The organism is Sphingomonas sp. CFBP 8760 (genome assembly GCF_014841615.1).
Taxonomy (GTDB): domain Bacteria; phylum Pseudomonadota; class Alphaproteobacteria; order Sphingomonadales; family Sphingomonadaceae; genus Sphingomonas.
Map to the genome: position 1 here is coordinate 20,118 of NZ_JACYUG010000015.1, position 18,855 is coordinate 38,972.

At 68.2% G+C, this 18,855-nt stretch carries 13 protein-coding genes; 10 read left to right on the forward strand and 3 right to left on the reverse strand.

From position 1 onward, the window contains the following. Positions 1 to 32 precede the first annotated feature (32 nt). The 4 genes from IFT82_RS15915 (at position 33) to IFT82_RS15930 (ending at position 8,655) form a co-directional block, all read left to right on the forward strand. Positions 33 to 1,055, forward strand: a complete 1,023-nt coding sequence (locus IFT82_RS15915; RefSeq protein ID WP_192128602.1) for a LacI family DNA-binding transcriptional regulator — start codon at positions 33 to 35, stop codon at positions 1,053 to 1,055. Next, positions 1,055 to 4,120 (forward strand): TonB-dependent receptor, encoded by a 3,066-nt coding sequence (locus IFT82_RS15920; RefSeq protein WP_244646845.1) that lies wholly within the window; start codon positions 1,055 to 1,057, stop codon positions 4,118 to 4,120. The genes IFT82_RS15915 and IFT82_RS15920 overlap by 1 nt, the downstream gene beginning before the upstream one ends. 66 nt (positions 4,121 to 4,186) lie before the next feature. Then, positions 4,187 to 5,599 carry a glucoamylase family protein gene (locus tag IFT82_RS15925; RefSeq protein ID WP_192128604.1) on the forward strand — a complete coding sequence of 471 codons (1,413 nt, stop codon included), beginning with the start codon at positions 4,187 to 4,189 and terminating at the stop codon, positions 5,597 to 5,599. Beyond that, on the forward strand, positions 5,587 to 8,655 hold the full coding sequence (locus tag IFT82_RS15930) for a discoidin domain-containing protein (RefSeq protein ID WP_192128606.1): 3,069 nt from the start codon (positions 5,587 to 5,589) through the stop codon (positions 8,653 to 8,655). Before IFT82_RS15925 ends, IFT82_RS15930 begins: the two co-directional genes overlap by 13 nt. Positions 8,656 to 8,905: 250 nt before the next feature. Here the strand turns inward: IFT82_RS15930 and IFT82_RS15935 are convergent, their stop codons facing one another. Next, positions 8,906 to 9,592 (reverse strand): phosphatase PAP2 family protein, encoded by a 687-nt coding sequence (locus tag IFT82_RS15935; RefSeq protein ID WP_244646847.1) that lies wholly within the window; start codon positions 9,590 to 9,592, stop codon positions 8,906 to 8,908. A 119-nt stretch (positions 9,593 to 9,711) separates the two neighbouring features. Here IFT82_RS15935 and IFT82_RS15940 point away from each other — a divergent pair, with 119 nt between their 5' ends. The 6 genes from IFT82_RS15940 (at position 9,712) to IFT82_RS15965 (ending at position 16,701) form a co-directional block, all read left to right on the forward strand. After that, a complete protein-coding gene (locus IFT82_RS15940; protein ID WP_192128608.1) occupies positions 9,712 to 11,244 on the forward strand; it encodes a CoA-acylating methylmalonate-semialdehyde dehydrogenase in 1,533 nt (510 codons plus the stop codon). Between the two features lie 5 nt (positions 11,245 to 11,249). Continuing rightward, positions 11,250 to 12,392, forward strand: coding sequence for an acyl-CoA dehydrogenase family protein (locus IFT82_RS15945; protein ID WP_192128610.1), 1,143 nt, complete (start codon positions 11,250 to 11,252; stop codon positions 12,390 to 12,392). Positions 12,393 to 12,519: 127 nt separating this feature from the next. Next, positions 12,520 to 13,566 (forward strand): enoyl-CoA hydratase/isomerase family protein, encoded by a 1,047-nt coding sequence (locus IFT82_RS15950; RefSeq protein WP_192128612.1) that lies wholly within the window; start codon positions 12,520 to 12,522, stop codon positions 13,564 to 13,566. 12 nt (positions 13,567 to 13,578) lie between these two features. Continuing rightward, positions 13,579 to 14,355 carry an enoyl-CoA hydratase gene (locus IFT82_RS15955; RefSeq protein WP_192128614.1) on the forward strand — a complete coding sequence of 259 codons (777 nt, stop codon included), beginning with the start codon at positions 13,579 to 13,581 and terminating at the stop codon, positions 14,353 to 14,355. A 69-nt stretch (positions 14,356 to 14,424) separates the two neighbouring features. Then, the gene (mmsB, locus tag IFT82_RS15960; RefSeq protein ID WP_192128616.1) at positions 14,425 to 15,309 is read left to right on the forward strand and encodes a 3-hydroxyisobutyrate dehydrogenase; all 885 of its coding nucleotides are present in this window, start codon (positions 14,425 to 14,427) and stop codon (positions 15,307 to 15,309) included. A 144-nt stretch (positions 15,310 to 15,453) separates the two neighbouring features. Then, positions 15,454 to 16,701, forward strand: coding sequence for an NAD(P)/FAD-dependent oxidoreductase (locus tag IFT82_RS15965; protein ID WP_192128618.1), 1,248 nt, complete (start codon positions 15,454 to 15,456; stop codon positions 16,699 to 16,701). 110 nt (positions 16,702 to 16,811) lie between these two features. On the opposite strand, the gene IFT82_RS15970 is transcribed toward IFT82_RS15965, so the two are convergent. Next, on the reverse strand, positions 16,812 to 17,567 hold the full coding sequence (locus IFT82_RS15970; RefSeq protein WP_192128620.1) for an SDR family NAD(P)-dependent oxidoreductase: 756 nt from the start codon (positions 17,565 to 17,567) through the stop codon (positions 16,812 to 16,814). Between the two features lie 105 nt (positions 17,568 to 17,672). Beyond that, the gene (locus IFT82_RS15975; protein WP_192128622.1) at positions 17,673 to 18,593 is read right to left on the reverse strand and encodes a LysR family transcriptional regulator; all 921 of its coding nucleotides are present in this window, start codon (positions 18,591 to 18,593) and stop codon (positions 17,673 to 17,675) included. Positions 18,594 to 18,855 lie beyond the last annotated feature (262 nt).

Genomic DNA, 18,855 nt, shown 5'->3' on the forward strand with positions numbered 1-18,855 from the left:
GGTGCCGACAGGAGAGGATGGTTCGGAAAAGGATGTCGCACGCCACGATCCGCGATGTCGCCCGCGAGGCGGAGGTATCCGTCGCGTCGGTGTCGCGCGTGCTGAACGGCCACGACAATGTACGCCCCGCACTCCGCCTGAAGGTGCAGGAGGTTGCCTCCCGCCTGGGTTATGTGCCGCATGCCGGCGCGCGCAGCCTCAGCCTGTCGCGCACGGGGACGATCGGCGTCGTCCTTCCCGACCTGCACGGCGAGTTCTATTCCGAACTGCTGCGCGGCATGGATCGCGAGGCGTCGGACCGGGGGCTGCATATGCTGTTGTCGGTCATGCATGACCGCGCCGGTGGCATCCAGGCGCTGCATGCGATGCGCGGCCGCGTCGACGGGCTGGTGGTGATGGCGCCGCAGGTCGATCCCGATCGCCTGCTGGCCCACCTGCCGCCCCTGACGCCCACGGTGCTGGTGAATTGCGCGCCCCATCACGAACGGCGGGCGGAACTGCGGATCGACAATGTCGCCGGCGCGGCGGCGATGGTCGACCACCTCATTGCCGTCGGCCGACGCCGCATCGTCCACATCGCCGGTCCCGAGGGGAATATCGACGCGGACGAGCGTCGTCAGGGTGCGGCGATGGCGGCGGCGCGGGCCGGCGCGACGTTTCGCGTGCTGTCCGGCGATTTCCGCGAGGCATCCGGCATCGCCGCCGCCGCCACGCTGCTGCCCGACATCGACGGCGTCGACGCGATCTTCGCGGCCAACGACATGATGGCGATCGGCGCGATGGTCACGCTGAAGCGCGCCGGTGTCGCCGTGCCGTCGCAGGTGGCGATCGCGGGCTTCGACGACGTGCCGCTCGCCCGCCTCGTCACGCCGGCCCTCACGACGCTCGGCATCGACATTGCCGGATTCGGCGCCCGTGCGGTCACGCGCCTGATCGGGCTGATCGCCGGGGGCGACGATGACGCGACCGAACATCGCGCGCCGATCCTGATCGTGCGCGACACCACACCAATCATCACAAGCCCGAACAATCGGGCGCAACAGGGGGAAATATAATGAACACCATGTTTCGTGCGGCCTTGATCGCCGCGACGACGCTGGCCGGCGGGTCGCTGCTGCTGCCGTCGCCCGTCACCGCCCAGGTCGGGCAGGCGTCGTTGCGCGGTACGATCACCGCGCCGTCCGGCAATCCCGTGACCGAAGTCTCTGCGGTGGAGGTCGCGACGGGGTATCGCCGTACCGTGCCCGCCAGCGCGGACGGTGCCTATAATTTCGCGTCGCTGCGGGCGGGCACCTACCGACTGGAAGTGAAGTTGCAGAACGGCACGCGCAACTCCGACGAATTCACGCTGCGGGTCGGGCAGAATGCCGGCCTCGACATCGACCTGACCGCCGCGACCGACGCACCCCCGGCCGGCGCCACGCCCGACGCGCCTGCCACCGGTGGCGGCACGCAGGAAGGCGGCGACGGTGAGATCATCGTCACGGGCAACCGCATCCGCTCGTTGCAGGGTGGTCAGGTCGGCATCAACATCACCCAGCGCCTGATCGAGCAACTGCCGCAGAATAACCGCAACTTTCTCGCCTTCGCCGATCTCGCGCCGGGTGTGCGGTTCGTCGAGGAGGCGGACGGGTCGTCGCGCATCCAGGGCGGCGCGCAGGCCAGCAATTCGGTCAACGTCTTCATCGATGGCGTCAGCCAGAAGGATTACGTGCTGAAGAACGGCATCACCGGTCAGGACACCAGCGCCGGCAATCCGTTCCCGCAGCTGGCGATCGGCGAATATCAGGTGCTGTCGTCCAACTACAAGGCGGAGTTCGACCAGGTCAGTTCCGTCGCGATCACCGCCCTGACCAAGTCGGGCACCAACGAATTCCACGGCGAGGGATTTTTCGACTATACCGATCAGAATCTGCGTGATCGCCGGCCGACGGAAATCTACCCGACCAAGATCGCCAAGGTCAATTCGCGCCAGAAGCAGTTCGGCGGGGCGCTCGGCGGGCCGATCATCAAGGACCGGATGCATTTCTTCGTCACCTACGAAGGCAAGCGGCTCGATACGCCGTATGACGTGCGCCCGAACAACGGCGTGCTGCCGACCGCGCTGCCGGCGCAATATCAGGATCGGTTCGGCACGTTCTCGCGCCGTTTCAATGAGGATCTGTTCTTCGGCAAGATCGACATCGTCCCGACCGATGCCGACCTGATTGAATTCACCGCCAAGTATCGCGACGAATCCGGATCGCTGATCGGCAACGGCTTCGCGGCGTCCGAAACCGATACCGCGAACAAGGTCGAGGAACTGCGCGGTGTCGCCCGCTGGCAGCATACCGCCGATCGCTGGATCAACGACCTGCGCGTGTCGTACGAGGATGTGACTTGGGGGCCGAAGCCGATCAACGGCGGCATCGGCCAGCAGTTCGACACCATCCTGCGCAACGGCACCAGCGCGACCCGCACCGAATTGCTGCGCATCGGCGGCGGCACGAATTCGCAGGACAAGGGGCAGAAGGGCTGGACCGTCCAGGACGATTTCACCTTCACCGGCTTCGAGGGGCACACGCTGAAGGTGGGTGCCAAAGCGAAGTGGGTGACGCTGAACACGCTGGAGCAGAATCTGCCCAACGCGCTGTACACCTACGACACCAGCCTGAACGGGGCGGGCCAGTTCAACACCACCATCCCCTACCGGCTGGAATTCGGTGCGGCGATCGGCACGGCGAACCCGGAGATCCGGTCGAAGAACTTCCAGTTCGGCATCTATGCGCAGGACGACTGGGACGTGACCGATCGCCTGACGCTGAACCTGGGCCTGCGCTGGGATTACGAACGCACGCCCGCCTATCTCGATTACGTCACCTCGCCCGCGCAGGCCGCCGCGGTGTCGCCGGCGAACTATCCCAATCTTACCCGCGCCGATTACGACATCAACGACTTCATCTCGAACGGGAACAACCGCAAGGCGTTCAAGGGCGCGTTCCAGCCGCGGCTCGGCTTCACCTATCGCTTCGACGAGGCGGGCCGGTTCTCGATGTTCGGCGGCTATGGTCGCTCCTATGACCGCACCCAGTTCGATTTCCTCCAGCAGGAATTGACGCAGGGCACCTACGCCGTGCGCCGGTTCGAGTTCGCCAACGCGAATTCCCTGTCCCCCTGCACGCCGAGCGCCACCTGCATCCAGTGGAACCCGATCTACCTGACGGAGGCGGGGCGCCAGCAATTGCTGACCGGCTCGGTTGGCGGCGGGCGCGAATTGCGCTTCATCGACAACGATCTGAAGGTGCCGTATTCGGACCAGTTCAGCCTCGGCCTGCGCGGCCGGTTCGCGCCCGTCGAGCTGGAGGTCGGCTATACGCATATCAACAGCAGGAACGGCTTCGCCTATCTGCTCGGCAATCGTCGCACGGACGGTTCGTTCTTCTTCAACGATCCGGCCAATCCCAACGACGCACCGGATTCGCCGTTCGGCTTCGCACCGCCGGGATTCGGCTCGGTCCTGATCGGCACCAACGGCCTGAAGACCAGTTCCGACGGCGCCTATGTCAAGCTGACCAAGAGCTGGTCGGCCGCCTCGCCGTGGAGCATCGACGCCACCTACAGCTATACGGAAGCGGAGGAGAACCGGCAGTTCGGCGAGTATTTCTCGCTCGATTTCCCGCAGATCAGCAATTACCCGACGCTGCGTTCCTCGGGCGTGCCACGGCACCGTTTCGTGACTGCGGGCAGCGTCGACACGCCGATCGGCGTCACCCTGTCGGGCAAGTTCCAGATTCAGTCGCCGAGCTTCCAGAAGGCGCTGGACAGCCGTTCGGCGCCGTTCGAACGCGTCATCATCGGCAGTCAGGTGGACTCGCTCGGGGATATCTGGGGGCGCCGTCAACTCGATCTGGCGATCACCAAATATGTCCCGTTCGGCTTCATCAACGACGTGTCCCGCCTGCGGCTGCGCGTCGACATCATCAACGTGATGAACGATCGCAACTATGTCGATTTCAATAACGCGCCGGGGGACAATGTGCGCGATACCAACTCGCCAACCGTCTACCGCGAGCGGGTGGGCTACAGCGTGGGCGGCAACCAGCCGCGCACGATCAAGCTGTCGGCCGGCTTCTCGTTCTGATCTCCCCGGGGAGCGGGCGTCGTCATGGCGCCTGCCCTCATTGCTGAATAATGGAAGGACCGCCCGATGATCGACCGCAGGCAGATGCTGGGCCGCGGCGGGCTGGCCCTTGCCGGATTGACGGCCGGCTGCGCGCCGGCGCTGTGGCCGCCGGCGCCCGCGGGGGTGCCGGACGATCTGGTCGCCGATCTGCAACGGCGCACCTTCCGCTTCTTCTGGGATACGACCGATCCCGCCACCGGGCTTGCCCCCGATCGCTGGCCGACGCCGTCCTTCGCCTCGATCGCGGCGATCGGCTTCGCGCTCACCGCCTATCCGGTCGGCGTGGTGCATGGCTGGATCACCCGCGAACAGGCCCGCGCCCGCACGCTGGTGACGCTGCGTTTTCTGGCGGCGGCGCCCCAGGGCGATGGCGAGACCGGGTTCAGCGGCTACCGGGGCTTCTTCTACCATTTCCTCGGCGTGACGAAGGGGTTGCGCTTCGCCCGCTGCGAATTGTCGACGGTCGATACCGCATTGCTGCTCGGCGGGGTGCTGTTCGCGCAAAGCTGGTACGACGGCGATCACCCTGACGAGGTCGCGATCCGCGATCTGGCGGAGCAACTCTACCGGGCGGTGGAATGGCCGTGGATCACCCCGCGCGCGCCGCTGCTGGCCATGGGCTGGCATCCGGAAAGCGGGTTCATCCCCCACGACTGGGCGATTTATAACGAGGGGATGCTGCTCTACATCCTCGCGCTGGGATCGCCGACGCAGCCGCTGTCCGAGGGGACATGGCAGGCATGGTCGAGCCGGTTCGACGCGTCGTGGAGCGACCGATGGGGCGAGCCGCACCTGCATTTCGCGCCGCTGTTCGGGCATCAGTACAGCCATGTCTGGATCGATTTCCGGGGCATCCGCGACGAATACATGAAGGGCAGGGGGATCGATTATTTCGAGAACAGCCGTCGCGCCGTTCATGCCCAGCGGGCCTATGCCATCGCCAATCCCGGCAACTGGCGCGGCTACGATGCCGAGATGTGGGGGCTGACCGCGTGCGACGGGCCGGGCGATTTTCCGCAGCGGATCGGCGGTGTCGACCGACAGTTCTTCAGCTATTCCGCGCGCGGCCCGGGTGAACGCGACGACGGCACCATCGCCCCCACCGCCGCCGCCGCCTCGATCGCCTTTGCCCCCGACCTCGCCGAACCGGCGATCCGGGCAATGCATCGCCGCTATGGGCAGGGCATCTACGGCGAATACGGCTTCCTCGACTCGTTCAATCCCACGCTGACCGCCGCCGGTGCGCCGTTGAAGCATGGCCGCATCGTTCCCGGCGTCGGTTGGGTCGACAAGGATTATCTGGGCATCGATCAGGGACCGATCGTCGCGATGATCGAGAATGCGCGGTCGGGCCTGATCTGGCAGACGATGCGCCGCAACCCGCATATCCGGCGCGGGCTTCGCCGGGCGGGCTTCGCCGGTGGATGGCTGTCGTGATCCTGCTGGCGGCGATGCTGGCCGCGCTGTCGCCGACACAGCCGCAGCCGCAGCCGCAACGGCTCGACGATTTCGATACCCTCGCCCCGTGGCAGGCATCGGCGTCCGATGGCGTCGATGCGCGCATCGGGGTGGCGGCGGGCGCCTTGCGGCTGGACTATGATTTCGGGCAGGTGTCGGGCTATGCCGTCGCGCGCCGGACGCTGCCGATCGAATGGCCGCCGCATTTCCTGATGACGGTGCGGGTACGGGGCACCGGTGGCGTCAACGACCTGCAGCTGAAGTTCACCGATGCTACCGGCACCAACGTCTGGTGGGTGCAGAAACGCAACTTCCGCCCCTCGGCGGCATGGCAGACGATCCGTATCCGTCCCCGCGACGTGGAGTTCGCCTGGGGGCCGGTGACCGACCGGACACTGCGGGCCACGCAGGCCATCGAACTGGTCGTGGTGCGGGGGCGTGACGGCGGCAAGGGCCGGATCGAGATGGACGACCTGACCTTCGAACGCCTGCCTGCCCCCGTGCCGCTGCCCCCCGCCCGCGCCAGCGACCCACGGGCGCTGGACGGTCGCCGCGATACGGCGGCGCGGCTGGCGCGACCGCTGACGATCGATTTCGGCGGCCGGCGGGAACTGGGCGGCCTGATGCTGCACTGGGCGGCTGGCGGGTCGCCGCCGGCCTATGCGATCGAGACATCCGACGATGGCGCACGCTGGGCCGAACGCACCCGGGTGACGCGCGGTGATGGCGGCAGCGACCCCGTCCGGCTGGCGGATACCGAGGCCCGCTATGTCCGCATCGTGCCCCTGCACGGCGCCCCGGCGCTGGAGGAGGTGGAGGTGATGCCGCTGGCCTGGGGGGCGACGCCCAATGCGATGATCGCCGCGCTGGCGGCAAAGGCACCACGCGGCAGCTATCCCCGTGGCTTTACCGAACAGACGTACTGGACGCTGGTCGCCGCGGACGGCGGCGCGGTAGCGGGCTTGATCGGCGAGGACGGCGCGATCGAGGTCGCCAAGGGCGGCTTCTCGGTCGAACCCTTCGTCATCGCCGATGGCCGCCGGTTCGGCTGGGCGGACGTGACGGCGCGGCAGCGGCTGGAGGACGGGTATCTGCCATTGCCGCATGTCGACTGGACCGGGCCGGGCTGGGCGCTGGATACCGCGCTGGTCGCGGATCAGGCCAGCCCGAGATTGCTGGCCCGCTGGCGGCTGACGAACACCGGCACCACGCCCCGCCACCTGCGGCTGGCGCTGGGCATCCGTCCGTTCCAGGTCAATCCTCCGGCGCAGTTTCTCAGCCAGCAGGGCGGCGTCAGTCCGATTTCGCGGATCGCATGGGATGGCACGGGGCTGGCGGTGACGAGCCCGCCCGCCATCGCCGGCGACCCCGCCGTCACGCGGATGCTCACGCCGTTGCGGCGTCCCGATACGGTCGGCGCCGTGCCGTTCGACACCGGCGCGCTGGTGCCGACGGCGGCGATCGCGGGCGGTGCCGTCGTCACCGATCCCGCGCTCCTCGCCACCGCGACGCTGGCGTGGGACGTGACGCTGGCACCGGGCGGCACGCTCGACGTGCCGATGGCGATCGGCGGCGATGCGCCTGCGGATTTCACCGCCGCGACCACCGCGACCGCCGATTACTGGCGCCGGATGCTCGGCACCGTCGCCATCAACGCGCCACCCGGACGGCAGGCGGTGGCGGATACGGTGAAGACCGCGCTGGCGCACGTGCTGATGAGCCGCGACGGGCCTGCGCTGAAGCCCGGCACCCGCTCCTACGATCGCAGCTGGATACGCGACGGGGCGATGATGGGAGATACGCTTCTCCGCCTCGGCCATCCCGCGCCGGTCCGCGCCTTCGCCGACTGGTACGGGACGAAGCTGTTCGCCAACGGCAAGGTGCCGTGTTGCGTCGATTCCCGTGGTCCCGATCCGGTGCCCGAGAATGACAGCCAGGGCGAATACATCCATCTGCTGACGCAGTTGTATCGCTACACCGGCGATCGCGCCGCCCTGTCCCGCGACTGGCCGAAACTGGATGCCGCCCGCCGTTATATGGAGGGGCAGCGCCAGTCCGAACGGACGCCGGCTAATCTGACGCCCGCGCGGCGGATGCGGTACGGCCTGATGCCGCCGTCGATCAGCCACGAGGGATATTCGGCGCAGGCGCAATACAGCCTGTGGGACGATTTCTGGGCGCTCGCCGGTTACAAGGACGCGGCGGCAGCGGCGACCGCGCTCGCCCGGCCCGAAGCGCCGACGATCGCCGCGCAGCGTGACGAATTCGCCACCGATCTTCACGCCGCGATTGCCGCATCGGTGAAGCATTTCGGCATCGACTTCATTCCCGGCGCCACCAGCATGGGCGATTTCGATGCGACATCGACAACGATGGCGCTAGATCCCGCGGGGGAGTCCAGGCGGCTGGACCGGACGCTGCTGGCCAACACCTTCGCCCGCCAATATGCCCGTGTGATGGCGCGGACCAGGCCGGGTGCCGACTGGTCGGACTATACGCCCTACGAACTGCGCAACGTATCCGCGCTCATCCGGCTCGGTCAGGCGGCACGGGCCGACGATCTGCTCGTCGCCTATATGGCCGATCGGCGGCCGGCGGCGTGGAACGGCTGGGCGGAGGTGGTCGGGCGGTTACCGCGCGAGATCCGCTTCATCGGCGACATGCCGCATGCCTGGGTCGCATCGGATTTCATCCGTGCCGCGCTCGACGTGTTCGCCTATGATCGCGGCGACGACGGCGTCGTGGTGCTGGGCGGCGGCCTGACGACGGCATGGCTGACCGGGAAGGGCGCGGCGATCCGGGGGCTGCGCACCCGTTATGGCGGTGTCGACCTTGCCGCGCAGCAAGAGAACGGGGCGCTGGTCTACGACATCGGTGGCGATGCCGCGCCGCCGGGGGGCTTCGCGGTCGCATGGCCGCTGACGGGGAGGCCGGGCACCGCGCTGGTCGACGGGCGTCCGGTGACGCCGATCGGGGGATCGCTGCCGCTCCCCCGCCTGCCGGCGCATATCGTTTGGCAGGCGGCGCGTGACTGACGTCGTCCGCGGCGGGTATCCACGGCTTCGAAGGCACCCCCACCGACCCCGCAGCCATCGCGCCCTCAGGCCAAGGGGCACCTCGCCACGCCCCCCATTCAGCTGCACGACGTAGATGAACCCGATCGTCGCCACCATGCGACGGCCCCTCGTCACGCTCCACGCCATGGTCGAAAACCGCACCGGTTATCGCAGTGCCTGAACACGGTTGCGCGATAGCTGCTCGGGACGAACGGCGTGTGCGGGTCGTCTACCGCTCGCCACCGATCGCGGCGCGGGTGCGGGCGGTCGCCCACCACCAGCCCAGCGCCCATAGCGTACCGAAACTCCACCCGGCCAGCACGTCCGACGGCCAGTGGACGCCCAGATATACGCGGCTGGTGCCGATCGCCCCGGTCAGCAGCACCGCCGCCCCGAACAGATAGCGCCGCGCCGCCCGTTCCGGCACCACTTGCGAGGCGAGCGCCGCGAGCGTCAGGTACACCACCGCGCTGCCCGCGGCATGGCCGCTGGGAAAGCTGGCATTGTGGACCGGCACCAGATGCTCGACCAGATCGGGCCGCGCGCGTGCGACGATGCGCTTGATGATCTCCACCATCTGACCGCCCGACCAGCTCGCCGCCGCCAGCATCAGCGCGGTCAGCCACAGCCGCTGCGCCAGCAGGAACCCCGCCACCAGCACCACCACCAGCGTCAGCACGGTCCCGCCGCCCAGCGCGGTCAGGTCCACCGCCACGCGCGGCAGCCAGCGCGGCCCGCCCCAGGCGCGCAGGCCCTCGACGATCGCGCGATCGGGCGCGAACGGCAGCCGCGCGACCAGCCAGCCGAGCAGCAGCACCGCCAGCGCGGCGATCGCCAGCAGGGCCAGCCCGGCCAGCGGGCGGGGCAGGGGGCGGACGGGGTCCGGGGCGGTATCGGCCATGGCAGGTACGGTCATCGCCGTGCCCTGCCAGAAAGCGTCGTCGCGATCCAACATCGTCCTGCCCCGCGTGCGGTAACTTACCCCTTGCCACCACGGGCGCGGCGGGCGAGATCACCGGCCATAGGAGAGAATAGATGCGCAACATCGATCACGTGATCGCTGGCGGCGGGGCGACGACACGCGCCCGCACCGGTGATGTCTACGACCCGAACACGGGCGAGGTGCAGGCATCCGTCGCGCTGGGCACCGTCGCCGATCTCGACCGCGCGGTCGCCGCCGCGCTGGCCGCGCAACCCGGCTGGGCCGCCACCAATCCGCAGCGCCGCGCGCGCGTGATGTTCCGGTTCAAGGAGCTGGTCGAACGCGAGATGGACGCGCTCGCCCACCTGCTGTCGTCCGAACACGGCAAGGTGATCGCCGACAGCAAGGGCGATATCCAGCGCGGGCTGGAGGTGATCGAGTTCTGCTGCGGCATCCCGCACGTGCTGAAGGGCGAATATACGCAAGGGGCCGGCCCCGGCATCGACGTCTATTCGATGCGCCAGCCGCTGGGCATCGGCGCGGGGATCACCCCGTTCAACTTCCCCGGCATGATCCCGATGTGGATGTTCGGCGTCGCGATCGCGACCGGCAACGCCTTCATCCTGAAACCGTCGGAGCGCGATCCTTCGGTGCCGGTGCGCCTCGCCGAACTGATGCTGGAGGCCGGTGCGCCGGAAGGTATCCTCCAAGTGGTGCACGGCGACAAGGAGATGGTCGACGCGATCCTCGATCATCCCGCCATCGCCGCGGTCAGCTTCGTCGGCTCGTCCGACATCGCGCATTACGTCTATCGCCGCGGGGTCGAGGCGGGCAAGCGCGTGCAGGCGATGGGCGGCGCCAAGAACCACGGCATCGTCATGCCCGACGCCGATCTGGATCAGGTCGTCGCCGATCTGGCCGGGGCCGCGTTCGGCTCGGCCGGGGAACGGTGCATGGCGCTGCCGGTGGTGGTGCCGGTCGGCGAGAAGACCGCCGATGCCCTGCGCGAGAAACTGATCCCCGCGATCGACGCGCTGCGCGTCGGCGTGTCGACCGATGCGCAGGCGCATTACGGCCCGGTGGTGAACGCGGCGCACAAGGCCCGCATCGAGCAATGGATCCAGACCGGCGTCGACGAAGGCGCGGAACTGGTCGTCGACGGGCGCGGCTTCGCGTTGCAGGGGCATGAGCGCGGCTTCTTCATCGGCCCCAGCCTGTTCGACCGGGTGACGCCCGACATGAGCGCGTACAGGGAGGAAATCTTCGGCCCCGTCCTCCAGATCGTCCGCGCCCCCGATTTCGAGACGGCGGTGCGCCTGCCGAGCGAGCATCAGTATGGCAACGGCGTCGCGATCTTCACCCGCAACGGCCATGCCGCGCGCGAATTCGCCGCGCGCGTCAATGTCGGCATGGTCGGGATCAACGTGCCGATCCCGGTGCCGGTCGCCTATCACAGCTTCGGCGGCTGGAAACGATCCGCGTTCGGCGACACCAACCAGCACGGCATGGAAGGCGTGAAGTTCTGGACCAAGGTGAAGACGATCACGCAACGCTGGCCCGACGGCACGGCCGAATTGCCACGCGGCAGCGAGGACGGCGGACCCTCGCGCGTGCAGGACGCGTTCGTCATTCCGACGATGGGCTGAAGGCGATGATGAACCAGTTCGACCTGACCGACGACCAGCGCGAGATTCAGGATCTCGCGCGCCGCTTCACCGCCGATCGCATCACGCCCCACGCGGCGGAATGGGACGAGCAGCACATCTTCCCGCGCGACACGATCAAGGCGGCGGCCGAACTCGGCTTCGCGGCGATCTACGTGTCCGAGGAATCGGGCGGCATCGCGCTCGGCCGGCTGGAAGCGGCGCTCATCATGGAGGCGATGGCCTATGGCTGTCCCTCCACATCCGCGTTCATCTCGATCCACAACATGGCGGCGTGGATGATCGACCGGTTCGGGTCGCAGACGGTGAAGGACAAGTACCTGCCCGATCTGGTCACGATGGACCGGCTGGCCAGCTATTGCCTGACCGAACCCGGCTCGGGTTCCGACGCCTCGGCGCTCAAGACCCGCGCCGTCCGCGACGGGGACGACTGGATCGTCACCGGCTCCAAGCAGTTCATCTCCGGCGCGGGCGAGAACGAGGTCTACGTCACCATGGTCCGCACCGGTGAGGAGGGGCCGAAGGGCATCTCCGCGCTGGTGATCGAGAAGGACATGCCCGGCGTGTCGTTCGGCGCCAACGAACGCAAGCTCGGCTGGCATTCGCAGCCCACCCGGCAGGTGACGTTCGACGGCGTGCGCGTGCCGGCCGAGAATCTGGTCGGCGAACTGGGCGAGGGGTTCCGCATCGCGATGACCGGGCTGGACGGCGGCCGGCTCAACATCGGCGCCTGTTCGCTGGGTGGCGCGCAACGCTGCCTCGACGAGGCGATCGGCTATACCCGCGACCGCCAACAGTTCGGCAAGGCGATCGCCGAGTTCCAGAACACGCAGTTCACGCTGGCCGACATGGCGACCGAGCTGGAGGCGGCGCGCGCGCTCCTCTACATGGCGGCGGGCAAGGTGACCGCGAACGCGCCCGACAAGACCCGCTTCGCCGCGATGGCCAAGCGGCTCGCCACCGACACCGGCTCGGCGGTCGCCGACCGCGCGTTGCAGTTGCATGGCGGCTATGGCTATCTGATGGACTATCCGATCGAACGCTTCTGGCGCGACCTGCGCGTCCATTCGATCCTGGAGGGCACCAATCAGGTGATGCGCATGATCGTCGGCCGGGACCTGACGAAGTGAGGCCGCGCTTCCCGCGAAGCGGTCTCACCCCTTCTTCTCTGCGTCCTCTGCGCCTCTGCGCGCCAAAAGTTCTTGGTTCGCGCAGAGGCGCAGAGGAAGCGGAGGGGGTTCGCCCGGAATGTCTGTCATGACCGAACAACTGATCGTCAGCGTTGATGGGCCTGTCGGCCGCATCAGCCTGAACCGGCCCAAGGCGCTCCACGCGCTGACGGCGGCGATGTGCGACGGCATCCTCGATGCGCTGGAGGCATGGCGCGGCGACGACGGCATCCGCGCCGTCATCCTCGACCATGCGGCGGGCACGCGCGGGTTCTGCGCGGGCGGCGACATCCGGATGCTGGCGGAAAGCGGCGCGGGCGACGGCGAGGCGGCGCGGCGGTTCTTCGCCACCGAATACCGGATGAACCACCGGCTGTTCACCTATGCGAAGCCGATCGTTGCGGTGATGGACGGGATCACGATGGGCGGCGGGGTCGGCGTGTCGCTGCCCTGCCGCTACCGGATCGCGACCGAGAACACGAAGTTCGCGATGCCCGAAACCGGGATCGGCCTGTTCCCCGATGTCGGCGCGGGCTGGTACCTGTCGCGCCTGCCCGGCCGCATCGGGCAATATCTGGCGCTGACCGGCCAGCGGCTGGACGGCGGCGAGGCGCACGCTCTTGGCCTCGCCACCCATTACCTCCCCGCCGACCGGGTGGAGGAGGCCAAGGCCCGCATCCTCGCCGATCCGGCCGCGATCGACACCGTGCTGGACGACCTGTCCACGCCGCCGCCCGCGGGCCGCATCCTCGCCGATCGCGCCACGATCGACCGGCTGTTCGCCGCCGACACGCTGGAGGATATCCTGGCCGCACTGGCGGCGGACGGCGGCGAATGGGCCACCCGCCAACGCGCCACGCTCGACACCAAGTCGCCGCAGGCGATGAAGGTGTCGCTGCGCCTGCTGAAGGACGGGGCCGGCATGGCCAGCTTCGCCGACGAGATGGCGCACGAATATGCCGTCGCCACCCGCGTCGTGCAGCGCCACGACTTTGCCGAGGGCGTGCGCGCAGTGATCGTCGACAAGGACAACGCCCCCCGCTGGAACCCCGCCACCCCGGACGGCGTCAGCGATCACGTGATCGACCAGATCTTTGCCCCCCTGCCGCCGGCAGAGGCGTGGACCCCGGAATAGAGGAAATACCGCATGGCCGACTACGAAACCCTGATCGTCGAACGGCGCGACCGCGTCACGCTCGTCACGCTCAACCGGCCGCAGGCGCTCAACGCGCTGAACGCGCAGGTGCTGGACGATCTGTTGAGCGTGATGGCCGCGCTCGATGCCGACCCGTCGCAGGGCTGCGCGGTCATCACCGGGTCGCCCAAGGCGTTCGCGGCCGGCGCCGACATCAAGGAGATGCAGGCCCAGGGCTTCGCCGACATGTACGGCCATGATTTCTTCGCCGGCTGGGACCGGTTCACCCGCACGCGCAAGCCGGTGATCGCGGCGGTGGCGGGCTATGCGCTGGGCGGCGGCTGCGAGCTGGCGATGATGTGCGACTTCATCCTGGCCGCCGACACCGCGAAGTTCGGTCAGCCGGAAATCAAGCTCGCCGTCTCCCCCGGCATGGGCGGGTCGCAGCGGCTGGCCCGCGCGGTCGGCAAGGCGAAGGCGATGGAGATGTGCCTGACCGGCCGGATGATGGACGCCGACGAGGCGGAACGCGCCGGGCTGGTCAGCCGCGTGATCCCCGCCGCCGATCTGGTCGAGGAGGCGGTGAAGACCGCCGCCGCCATCGCCGCCATGGCCCCGCTCGCGGTGCTGGCGAACAAGGAGATGGTCAACATGGCGTTCGAAACCGGGCTGGCGGCGGGCGTGCAGTTCGAACGTCGCCTGTTCCACGGCCTGTTCGGCACCGCCGACCAGAGCGAGGGCATGGCCGCCTTTGTCGAGAAGCGCGCCGGTGCGTGGACGGGGAAATAGCACGCGATGATCTGGCCGGCCTTCGTGCTGGCTGCGCCGGGACCATAAGAACAGGAAGAGGATGAACTGATGGTACGCATCGCCTTTATCGGGCTCGGCAACATGGGCAGCGGCATGGCCGCTAATCTGGCGAAGGCGGGTCACGCGGTCCACGCCTTCGACCTGTCCGCCGACGCGCTTGCCCGCGCCGAGGCCGCCGGCTGCACCGCCGCCGCCAGCGCGGTGGCGGCGGCGGACGGTGCCGAGGCGGTCGTCACCATGCTGCCCGCCGGCCGCCACGTCGCCGAGGTCTATGCGGCGCTGTTCCCGGTGCTGGCGGGCAACGCGCTGCTGATCGACTGTTCGACGATCGACGTCGCCACCGCGCGGGCGGTCGCCGGCGATGCCGCCGCGCGCGGGCTGGTCGCGGTCGATGCGCCGGTATCGGGCGGGATCGCGGCGGCGGCGGCGGGCACGCTCACCTTCATGGTCGGCGGCGACGACGACGGGTTCGCCCGCGCGGAGCCGATCCTGTCGCAGATGGGCAAGGCGGTGATCCGCGCCGGCGGCAACGGCGCGGGGCAGGCGGCCAAGATGTGCAACAACATGATCCTCGGCGCGACGATGGTCGCGACGTGCGAGGCGTTCGTGCTGGCGGAACGGCTGGGGCTCGACGCGCAGGCGTTCTACGACATCGCCAGCGTCTCGTCGGGGCAGAGCTGGTCGATGACCAGCTACTGCCCGGTGCCCGGCGTCGGCCCCGTCACCCCCGCCGACAACGACTATCGCGGCGGTTTCGCGACCGCGCTGATGCTGAAGGACCTGCGCCTCGCCACCGACGCCGCGGCGGACGCGGGCAGCCCCGTGCCGATGGGCGACCGCGCCCGCGACCTGTACGAGGCGCTGGCCGCCGCCGGCGAGGGCGACCGAGACTTCTCCGCGATGCGCCCGTTCCTGCGCAATGGCCGGCAATAAATCCGTCATGGCGAGCGCAGCGAAGCAATCCAGGGCGTCCTGGTCCGGCACTGGATTGCTTCGCTGCGCTCGCAATGACGAATCAAGCTATCGTCGTCCCGTGCTTTTCGGGCGGGTATAACGTCGAAGCCGGCACGATACCGCATGGAGGCCCCCTTGCCCAATCCCCATTACGACATCCTGATCGTCGGCGCCGGCCATGGCGGGGCGGGGGCGGCGATCGCGCTGCGCCAGCGGGGCTTCGACGGCACGATCGCGCTGCTCGGCGACGAGGATGCGCTGCCCTATGAACGCCCGCCGCTGTCGAAGGAGTATCTGGCCGGCGACAAGCCGTTCGAGCGCATCCTGCTCCGCCCCGCCGCCTTCTGGACGGACCGGGCGATCGCGCTGCTGCCCGGCCGCACCGTCGTGGCGGTCGATGCCGATGGCCACCGCGTCACCACCGCCGACGGCACCACCATCGGCTATCGCCACCTGATCTGGGCGACCGGCGGCGCGCCGCGCCGGCTGGCCTGTGCGGGCCACGATCTGTGCGGCGTCCACGGCGTGCGGACCCGCGCCGATGTCGACCGGATGATCGCCGAACTGCCCACCGTTACGCAGGTGGTGGTGATCGGCGGCGGCTATATCGGGCTGGAGGCGGCGGCGGTGCTGACCAAGCTGGGCAAGCCGGTGACGGTGCTGGAGGCGCTGCCCCGCGTGCTGGCGCGCGTCGCGGGCGAACCCCTGTCCCGCTTCTACGAGGCGGAGCACCGCGCCCACGGCGTCGACCTGCGCACCGGCGTCGCGGTGGCGTGTATCGAGGAACGCGACGGCGCGGCCTCCGGCGTCCGGCTGGCCGATGGCAGCGTGCTGGCGGCGGACATGGTGATCGTCGGCATCGGCATCGTCCCCGCGGTCGACCCGCTGATCGTGGCGGGTGCGGCGGGGCAGGCGGGTGGCGTGATGGTGGATGCGCAGTGCCGCACGACCCTGCCCGATATCGTTGCGATCGGGGATTGCGCCGCCCATGCCAACGCCTTTGCCGGCGGTGCCACGATCCGGCTGGAATCGGTGCAGAACGCCAGCGATCAGGCGATGGTGGTGGCCAGGACGCTGACCGGTACCCCCGAACCCTATCACGCGGTGCCGTGGTTCTGGTCGAACCAGTACGACCTGAAGCTGCAGACGGTCGGCCTCTCCACCGGCCACGACGCCACCGTCCTCCGCGGCGATCCGGCGACGCGCAGCTTCTCGCTGGTCTATTTCCGCGCCGGCCGCGTCATCGCCCTCGACTGCGTCAATCGCGTCCGCGACTATGTACAGGGTCGCGCGCTGGTGACCGGCGCCGTCATGGCGGATCCGGCGGCCGTCGCCGATCCCGCACGGGATTTGAAGACGCTGATCCAATAGACGGCCGGGTCAGCCGAAAATGCCGGCCGCAGTCGACATAGCGCGGCACCACCTCTCCCAAAAACGATCGGATTTCGAAAGAGCGGCAGCTTTCCCGACAAATGGTAACGTCAGAGAGACCATCCGCCATCGATGACGGTAGCAGCGCCCGTGACGAACCCGCCAAGGTCTGAGCACATCCACAGCACCGCCTCGGCGATCTCCTCGGGCTTGCCAAGCCGGCCGACGGGTTCGAGGTCGATCGCCTTCTGAATATCCCCGCCCGTGAAGCGGTCCATCATTGGCGTCTCGATATTGCCCGGCAGGATGGCATTCACGCGGATGCCTTGCGCAGCGTAATCGAGCGCGGCCGAGCGCGTCAGCCCGATGATAGCGTGCTTGGACGCTGCATAGGCCGCGCCGCCTGCGACACCGCGAATGCCCGCACCCGACGACGTATTCACCACCACGCCACTGCCCTGCGCGACCATCTGCGCCAATTCATGTTTCATGCAGGTGAAAGTACCGCGCAGGTTGATGTCGAGAATACGGTCCCATTCGTCCATGTGGATTTCGTGAACCGACGCTGCCTTGTTCTCGACTCCGGCATTGTTGAACGCACAGTCGAGCCGGCCGAACCGCTCAACGGTGCGGGCGATGGCCGTCTCGACTTGCCCTGGTTCGGCCACATCGCACGTCACCGCCAGCACCTCGCCACCGTTGCGTTCGATCTCGGCGCGTACTTGCTCCAGCGCGTCTTCTGACCGGTCGCTGATTGCGACCTTTGCGCCTTCGCGTGCGAAGGCAATGGCGGCGGCGCGGCCGATGCCGCTGGCGGCACCGGTGACAAAGGCAACCTTGCCGATGAAACGTTGAGCGTTGGTCATGTGACGGGTGTCCCGTATGCGGTTGATCCGTCATCGAGATAGGTGGAGGAGATGCATCGGTCAGGCCATCCAGGTTTCATCGAACCGATGAACCTCGTTCATCGCTCACGACCGCGTTCCGAGCGGGGCCACTTCGCGGATAAGGTCGATGAGCAGGCGCAGGCCAATCGGAAGCTGTCGGCGGCTGGGATAATAGACGTGAAAACCCGGTCCGCTCGGTGCCCAATCCGACAAGATGATCTGTAGCGCTCCTTGCGCCACTGCCGGCGCGACGCAGGCTTCGGGAAGATAGGCGCAGCCTTCCCCCGCCGCGGCAAGCATCAGGCCGAACTGGGTATTATCGATCGTCACCGGTCCCGGCACGTTGATCTCCACCCGATCGCCGCCCCGCTCGAATTCCCAATGGTAGAGCCGGTCATCGCCGAGCCGAACACGGATACAACGGTGGGCGCGCAAATCCTCCGGGTGCTCCGGAACCCCATACCGGTTGAGGTAGGCCGGGGCGGCGACCACCACCCAGCGAAGATCGGCGGACAGGCATTGCGCCACCATATCTTCGGGCACGGTACCGCCATAGCGGATGCCGGCGTCGGCACCGGCCGCAACCACGTCCAGCATGTCGTTGGTCACCCGGACATCCACCTCCACGCCCGGATGTCGTTCGGCGAAAATGGGCAGGACCGGGGCGATGAGAAGCGTGCTGGCATGTTCCAGCACGTTGAGGCGGATGCGCCCCATGATTTCGCCCATAACCCGATAACGGTTGAGACTGTCGTACGCGGAGCCGATCGCCGACACGGGCCCATCAAGCGCCGCGAATAACTCCTCGCCGGCCGCCGACAGGGTGACGCTCCGACTCGTACGGTTGAGCAGACGGACGCCAAGGCGCGCCTCCATCGCCTTCAGCGCGTGGCTGACCGCTGACGCGCTGACGCCCAGCTCGCGTCCGGCGCGCCGGAAGCTACGCTGTCGGGCAAGGGCCAGAAACGTGGCCGTATCAGCGAGATCGGCGCGACCGGCAGGCATTTTGGATTGCTCCAGCAATAGCTTCTACGAAGCGAATGATCCCGCACGGGCCACCGACTTTCTCACAAACGAACCCATTGCGGAACAGTCGCCCTGCTGATCCTGCTTGAGGGCGCTTGAGGCGTCGGCTTTCCCGAATTGTCGCTCGGAGACGCAGAGACGGGAATGGTCGCGGCGTGCGAATGACGGCTTTCAGGAATATAGATTTTCAGCCGCAATGTCCGGGTCCGGGCGCTTCCCGCCATTCACCCGCCCGCCCATG